Origin of the sequence: Klebsiella sp. 10-1 (assembly GCF_009758445.1) — a bacterium.
Taxonomy (GTDB): Bacteria; Pseudomonadota; Gammaproteobacteria; order Enterobacterales; family Enterobacteriaceae; genus Klebsiella; species Klebsiella scottii.
This window is the reverse complement of sequence record NZ_WQRE01000009.1, coordinates 133,008-139,346: the sequence shown is the minus strand read 5'-3', so window position 1 is coordinate 139,346 and position 6,339 is coordinate 133,008. Positions and strand designations below refer to the sequence as shown.

General features: G+C 47.5%; 9 protein-coding genes and 2 pseudogenes. 3 read left to right on the top strand and 8 right to left on the bottom strand.

All coding sequences use genetic code 11. The features are described from left to right. Positions 1 to 126 precede the first annotated feature (126 nt). The 4 genes and pseudogenes from GO007_RS25405 to GO007_RS25390 form a co-directional block, all read right to left on the bottom strand. Positions 127 to 573, bottom strand: a pseudogene (locus GO007_RS25405) (transposase family protein); the annotation flags it as partial. A 192-nt stretch (positions 574 to 765) separates the two neighbouring features. Continuing rightward, the gene (locus tag GO007_RS25400) at positions 766 to 1,248 is read right to left on the bottom strand and encodes a GNAT family N-acetyltransferase (RefSeq protein WP_095104781.1); all 483 of its coding nucleotides are present in this window, start codon (positions 1,246 to 1,248) and stop codon (positions 766 to 768) included. Further along, positions 1,236 to 1,502, bottom strand: coding sequence for a type II toxin-antitoxin system TacA family antitoxin (locus GO007_RS25395; protein WP_095104778.1), 267 nt, complete (start codon positions 1,500 to 1,502; stop codon positions 1,236 to 1,238). Before GO007_RS25395 ends, GO007_RS25400 begins: the two co-directional genes overlap by 13 nt. A gap of 183 nt (positions 1,503 to 1,685) precedes the next feature. Further along, a complete protein-coding gene (locus GO007_RS25390) occupies positions 1,686 to 2,885 on the bottom strand; it encodes an MFS transporter (protein WP_095104774.1) in 1,200 nt (399 codons plus the stop codon). Between the two features lie 323 nt (positions 2,886 to 3,208). Here GO007_RS25390 and GO007_RS25385 point away from each other — a divergent pair, with 323 nt between their 5' ends. Beyond that, the gene (locus GO007_RS25385) at positions 3,209 to 3,346 is read left to right on the top strand and encodes a hypothetical protein (protein WP_189339921.1); all 138 of its coding nucleotides are present in this window, start codon (positions 3,209 to 3,211) and stop codon (positions 3,344 to 3,346) included. A gap of 32 nt (positions 3,347 to 3,378) precedes the next feature. On the opposite strand, the gene GO007_RS25380 is transcribed toward GO007_RS25385, so the two are convergent. The 4 genes and pseudogenes from GO007_RS25380 to GO007_RS25365 all read right to left on the bottom strand — a co-directional run bounded on the left by GO007_RS25380 (position 3,379) and on the right by GO007_RS25365 (position 4,889). Next, entirely contained in the window at positions 3,379 to 3,663 is a 285-nt protein-coding gene (locus GO007_RS25380; protein WP_095104772.1) for a type II toxin-antitoxin system RelE family toxin, read from the bottom strand. Then, entirely contained in the window at positions 3,653 to 3,901 is a 249-nt protein-coding gene (locus tag GO007_RS25375; RefSeq protein WP_095104770.1) for a type II toxin-antitoxin system Phd/YefM family antitoxin, read from the bottom strand. The genes GO007_RS25380 and GO007_RS25375 overlap by 11 nt, the downstream gene beginning before the upstream one ends. A gap of 451 nt (positions 3,902 to 4,352) precedes the next feature. Continuing rightward, a pseudogene (locus GO007_RS25370) lies at positions 4,353 to 4,622 on the bottom strand (terminase small subunit); the annotation flags it as partial. A gap of 93 nt (positions 4,623 to 4,715) precedes the next feature. Continuing rightward, positions 4,716 to 4,889, bottom strand: a complete 174-nt coding sequence (locus tag GO007_RS25365) for a GnsA/GnsB family addiction module toxin (protein ID WP_095104768.1) — start codon at positions 4,887 to 4,889, stop codon at positions 4,716 to 4,718. A 357-nt stretch (positions 4,890 to 5,246) separates the two neighbouring features. Between GO007_RS25365 and GO007_RS29325 the strand changes: the two genes are divergently transcribed. Then, the gene (locus GO007_RS29325; RefSeq protein WP_095104766.1) at positions 5,247 to 5,462 is read left to right on the top strand and encodes a YnfU family zinc-binding protein; all 216 of its coding nucleotides are present in this window, start codon (positions 5,247 to 5,249) and stop codon (positions 5,460 to 5,462) included. A gap of 514 nt (positions 5,463 to 5,976) precedes the next feature. Next, complete coding sequence (locus GO007_RS25360; RefSeq protein ID WP_143350202.1) at positions 5,977 to 6,225, top strand: CsbD family protein; 249 nt, start codon at positions 5,977 to 5,979, stop codon at positions 6,223 to 6,225. Positions 6,226 to 6,339 lie beyond the last annotated feature (114 nt).

Sequence of the window (6,339 nt, the reverse complement as noted above, 5' to 3'; positions counted from 1 at the left end):
ACTATATCGTCGGGTATTACAGCTCGCTAAGGCCGCATGACTATAACGGTGGGTTACCCCCAAACGAATCGGAAAATCGATACTGGAAAAACTCTAAAGCGGTGGCCAGTTTTAGTTGACCACTACATACTGAAATGTCAGTGATTTTGAGGGCGTGCGCAGCGTCTGCCAGGCAAAGATATCGTCCAGCTCTGGGTTGCTTTCTGAGAAGGCGCGGTGCAGGTTTTTCGGGTATTTTGGCGGTCTTGCAAAACGGCGATTGAAGTCGCTGATAAAAGTCTCAAGCCAGGCGTTGGCGGCATCAATGCCGGTGATGTTCTCAAGCCGCATCTCCTTAACCAGCCGATCCTGCAGCGTCAGGTTGGCGCGTTCAACGCGCCCCTTGGCCTGTGAGCTGTTGGCACAGATAAGGTCGATGTTCAGATCGTGCAGTGCGCGTCCGAACTGCGTCATGCCGGTACGTCGCGTTTCGGCCTGGCTGACGTGAAACACCGCGTGCTTATCGCTGTAAAACGCCACCGGCTTGCCGTGTTTATCGATGTAATCGCGCGTGGCCATCATGTAATCGAAGGCCGGCTTAAGATCGCGGTCCTGTGCTGAGCAAAATGAAGGCTTAGCGTACACGACGCGTGTGAATTGTGCTGAGACGACAATAACGCTTTGTGCTGACAATACTGGTGCGCATAACAATGATTATGTTAAATGAGCAAATAAAATCAATAACCTATATGTCTGCGTGACATACCCTTTCGATCGAGAAATCTTTCATGCAAGCTTAAGAAACAGAGTCCGTTCCTGAGTTTGTGATGCCTTAAATCCATGGTTAGTATAGAAACCTTTGGCTTTCTCAGCAAGCACGTGAACAATGATCGCACGAACGCCGATATTCTCAGCCACCCGATAACAGCGTAGAACCGCATCGTGAAGTAAATCGGCTCCAAGCCCTTTTCCGCTGAATGAGATATCGACTGCCAGGCGAGCGAGTATGATTACGGGTATAGGATCTGGCATGTTACGCCGAAGGCTGCCTGTGGCTTCCGTATGGTTAACGCTACCGGTGGCCAGAGAGTAAAAACCAGCTACTTGCACCGTGCCTGTCTTACAAACAACGAACGTTCGGGCTGCGCCAAGGGCCTGATTTTTTAAACCACTCTGTTTTAGCCACTCATCGAGTACCACCTCTCCACTGACGAACTCAGCCAGTTGGTGGGAGCTGGATAACGGTTCTGGCGCAGTTACACGTTCCACTGAGGTTTCCTTGCCAATAGTTTATTAATGGCGGGATCATCCTCGACAGGGGCATCGAGCATATCGATGAACTCTGCATACTGTTCGTCGTTAAAATTGAAAATACGGCGATCAAGAATCACATTCTCCGCAGCTTGACAGGCCATTTCCAAGATAAAGTCCGTGCGTGATTTATGGAGAATCTCTGCAGCAGCATCAATGAGTGCCCTCTGAGACTCTTTAGCTCTTAGGTTGAGTTGAACATCTGATTTCATCAGTACACCTCTTGTATAGCAATTGCTATACAAGCATAACACAACAGGAGCGTATAGCGTTTGCTATACGCTCCTGTTGTGTCGATAATTAATTTTATATTAAATATCAATTTTTTACGTGGTTACCTAGTCATTCCCTCATTTCCTACAATCTGCACGCAGATGCTTGCACAAACATGCCCGTCACTCACCGATAATCCTGGTCCGGCCCGCAAGCACAGATACGACCATTTGTACGATCGCGGCTGCGAGTAACATGGCGAGCACTGGCGTCCAGTTGTCGTACGCATCGTGGACGACGCCTGTCAGCCATGGGCCCATCGCGCCAAGCGCGTAACCTACGCCTTGTGCCATGCCCGAAAGCTGCCCCGCATGGACATGGTCCCGGGTACGCAACCCGAACAGCGAAAGGCAGGTGACCATCGACATGCCGGCACCTATGCCTGCAAGCACGAGCCAGATAAGCGGTGAGGCAGGAATGAACCAGAGCCCAACAATGCCGATAAAGATAAAAAATGACGCAAAAAAACCAATTGCCCGCTGGTCGCTGGCATGCTTCAGCAGACGCGAGGTCGCAAGGTTCGCGACCACGGCGATAGCCTGGTAGGCGAGAAGATAGAAGCCAGACTCGGCTGCACTTATATGTTGGTTCCGCGCCATCGATGGAAACCAGTCAATAAGAGTGTAGAAAACCAGGGTATGCATGGCCATGAAAAGGCTCACCTGCCAGCCAACGGCACTTAGCCATGGCGACCGGTATACGGTATGCGAACCGGCCGTGTCTGCACCGGCGTGGTTCTGTATACACCGACCGATCACGAACCAGGCGATGAAAGCGACGGCTGCAGGCACGCACCAAATACCTGTGGCAATACGCCAGCCAAGCTCGCTTATCGCAGCTAGCGGAGCCGCCACGCCGCTCGCGACGGATGCGCTCAAGGCCATGGCAGCGGCATATAACCCGATGCAGAGGGCAGCACGGTCGGATAAGTCACGTTTTATAACTGAAATCAGCAGCACATTGCCGATGGCGATACCTATGCCCAAGGAGACGGTGCCGATCCAGAGACAGCTCGGTGTGCCGAAACTGCGTATAAACGTGCCACCGGCGATCAGGGCCATGGCTGCGGCCAAGACCGGCTCAAGGCCGAAGCGCTTGCCCAGTATCGCGGCTGGCGGCGAGAGAAGAGCAAACAACAGCAGTGGGAGGGCATTCAGTATCCCGGCTTGCATGCCATCTAAGCCCAGGTCAGCAGCAAGGGGGGCGAGCACCGGACCGACACTCGTTAACGGGGCACGCAATGTCGCTGCACCAAGAATGATGGCACCGATCAACAAAATAGGGGTAATGACGCGGGGAGGACGCAGGGAAAAGTCAGACATTTTTCGCACACAATAAAAAGCCGCACGGGCGGATTATGTGCGTTGGTTGACGTTAACGCTTACGCAAGCAAGTGCTTGTCTGCATTCACTATAGCCGGACGCCCGGCGGTTTGCAATATGCCTGAGCCATCATGTTAACGCCAAGCTGTAATGTCCCCTTTGGGGCTGCGGCATTCGGTTGTTACTGTGTGTGAAAATTTCGAAGGGGAAATCACGGTTCTTTATGACGGAAAAAAACAGGGATGGGAAAGATATGTTGACGGGCCAGCCCCAATTCCTCTGGATGACGAGAAAAACGAGCACGACGGGTAGATAAAGCCCGTATTAATTTACGCTCAAAGTACTACGTGAAACCAAAAGCAGATCATCCATGGCAGACCCGAAGAACGCAAAGCCATGAGCAGGTAAAGCCACCAAAACTCCCCAGGAAAAAAGCGGCTCCGGATAAAGAGGAAGGATAACTGTCATACCATCCTTATCGGGTCCAGAGCGATTAATTTCTGTGTAGGGTTGCATTGTAGATATCATCATTTTCTCGTTTACCCACTCCAATTACGGTGACTGTCACAATTTCATCGTTGACACTGTAAACCAGTCGGTAGCCCGCGCCACGGAGCTTTATTTTGTACTGGTCTTTACGTCCGTGGAGTTGTGATGCGGGCACCCGTGGGTTCTGCAGGCGCTCAGTAAGCTTCTTTTTGAACTGTTCCCGGACGGTATGGCCCAGTTTTTTCCATTCTTTCAACGCTGATTCATTAAAGGCTAGCTTATAGGTCATCAATATTGACCTCGATTACAGCCTCATCGATTCGCTCGTCAGCAATACGACCCAACTCTTGGTCTTCCAGAATTTCCATCAGCTGTGCATACAGGGCAGGTGGTACACAGTAAAAAGCGGGTTCGTTGCGATTAAGGATGGCCACCGGGGCACCTTCTCCTGCATTAAAAGTACCCATAGGATCACGTTTAAGCTCTGTTATGCTGGCCGCAGTGGTGGTTAAAACCTGAAATGCCATAATATATCCTCCTGTTAAGAGCTTCAATTATAGGTCACTTAAAAGTGCTTTTAAAGGTGCTTTTCATTAAGCGGCGATTTTCATTGCTATAAATCATCCCGCGGGATCTTATCGAAACAGGCGGAAACAGGGCTGATGTGGGTCAAACAGATTGAAATCTGACGCTATTCAGTTGAGTGCATAGCCAGTCATAGCGTAGATTCTTATGTCGCGTTCCTGGCGTACTTTTTCGGGTGGTTTGTTACTGTTTTTACCGGGGATACGTCAGGAACGCGCTCTACTCATTTTAGCGGTGCGCATAATTAAAGCATTATGGCAAATAGTCTGAGGTCATGTCCGCTATGAGCTGTGAGTTCAACTGATGGATGCAACACAGGACATTTCTGTCTCGCAATGAAGGTGCCTTTTCTGCTTTGCGTTGACATATGCCTGAGCCATCATATCGGTCGCAGTAACGAGCACGTTCAGCAACTGCCGTGGCGTTCTGTTCCTTGAGATATTCGGCAATGAAGCGTTTTACCTTTGGGCTCAGTATGCTTTCCACCTGCTCTTCTGGACACTTTCCCTTTTGCGCAGTTTGTGCAGAAGGCTTTTTGATGTATCGACGGGCAGTAGCGTAGTTCAGTCCCTGCGCTTCACACCATTCCTTCGGTGATACGCCGATTGCGACATATTCGGACAGGAACCGTTGCTGAAACTCGCCCCAGTACGGTTTTACCATGAATTGATCCTCACTTTGACATTATTGAGCAATCTCGTAAGATGGCCCTGAAATGCCAAATAAAAAAGGCCGCCGCAGCGACCTTTATAACGTTTACATCAGCTTTATTTTTACTTCGTATCCATCAAGCCCATTCATTGTCTCAAGTGGAATAAACTCGATTTCTGAAACCTCTTTACCCGTTTTCTTCCTGATTTCAGAGATCTTTTTCTTAATGAGCGCAGAAATTTCTTCTTCGGCTTTACGTTCAAATTCTTCACTTTTCATTTAAACACTCCTTAAGTGATCCCAACTCATTATAAATAATAGATTATCTCCCTTGACGATGCTTAGGAATCATCATGCCAGCCAGATACGTTACCCCCCACACCTACATAGAAGGAGGCACTGTCGGACTTCGGTCATAGTTTATATTGAAATGTAATAACGATACGGCGCCAAGGTGCATTATCGAAACCATTCAGTGAAGAACTTCAGGAATGTCTTGGCTGATCGCCTCGACGCTGCTGTAGGACAGCAACTCACCTTCACAGTTTGCCACTCCTTCAGTCTCAGTGGCAAAGTGACCATATTGCTGGATGAAAATTTGATACTTCAGCGACAGGGGTGATTAATAAATGAGCAATGAATCAATTGCGGGAGTATACTGAATACCCACACATCCAGCAGGCAATATTTATGACTATATTTGATGACCTTAAGATGTACATGGACAAACAGGTGAAAGTGACTTGCCCTCACTGCTCTCACATTATGGAACAAAGCTCCAGCAAAATGCGTAAAAACGTCACCTGTATTTGCCCTAAATGTGGATACTTTTTCCTTCCGGAGGAAGGGTAAAAGACGTTATAAAATTTCCATTGTTGCTTCTCAGACCTTACCGCTTAGGACTCATTGCAGCAAATACAGAAACATACAGTATGACTTCTTGCGAGAAGATGGAATATCTGTTCACTCTGACATGTATTATTACCTCAGGCATGAGCTTTAAAAAAGATTACAAGCCTGCACTTTATACGAGTCATTTCTGGTTCATCTATCTACTATTAGCTGACTCGTATGAAAAAAACGCATAATAATTTCCCTTGGTTGTTTTGTTTGACTTGCACCTCACGGAGGTGCTTTTTTGCGGCCGTAAAATATAAACGAATAACAGCTAAAAACACTTAATTATTTACAGGCACTTAGGGAGCCACCCTTGCAAAAATTTTAAAAAATAAGATACATAAAATCATATCAAGCAACTGCTATTAGCGCACTTAAATATATAAACACACGTCACACCAGATTATGCACAACTCCTTTATTTAACTACTACAATTAAATAACACGCCAGATACCGGAGAATAAAATCATGTTCAATAAAAATCTTAGAAAAGACAGAGAATTACCAGGTGAGTTAGAGGAAAATTATTCTGAGGTTTTAGAACCACCTGAGAATCAGTTTACAGATGCCGCAAAAACATATGCTTCACAAGCAAACCATGCAGTGCGCAATAGCGCAAAAAATGTCAAAAACAGTATAGAATCCAATCCATTCAAATGTGTAGCCGTCGTCGCAGTTACTGCTTTGATAATCGGTTATTTCCTGGGTCGGAAATAGTTTAAAACTAGTTAGTCTTAGACCTAACCAGCACGTGACTGCCCACCATGTTGCGTTGCTGGATATACATTTGCGATCTTATTGTGTCAATGTCCACCGTACCCTTCGACAGTT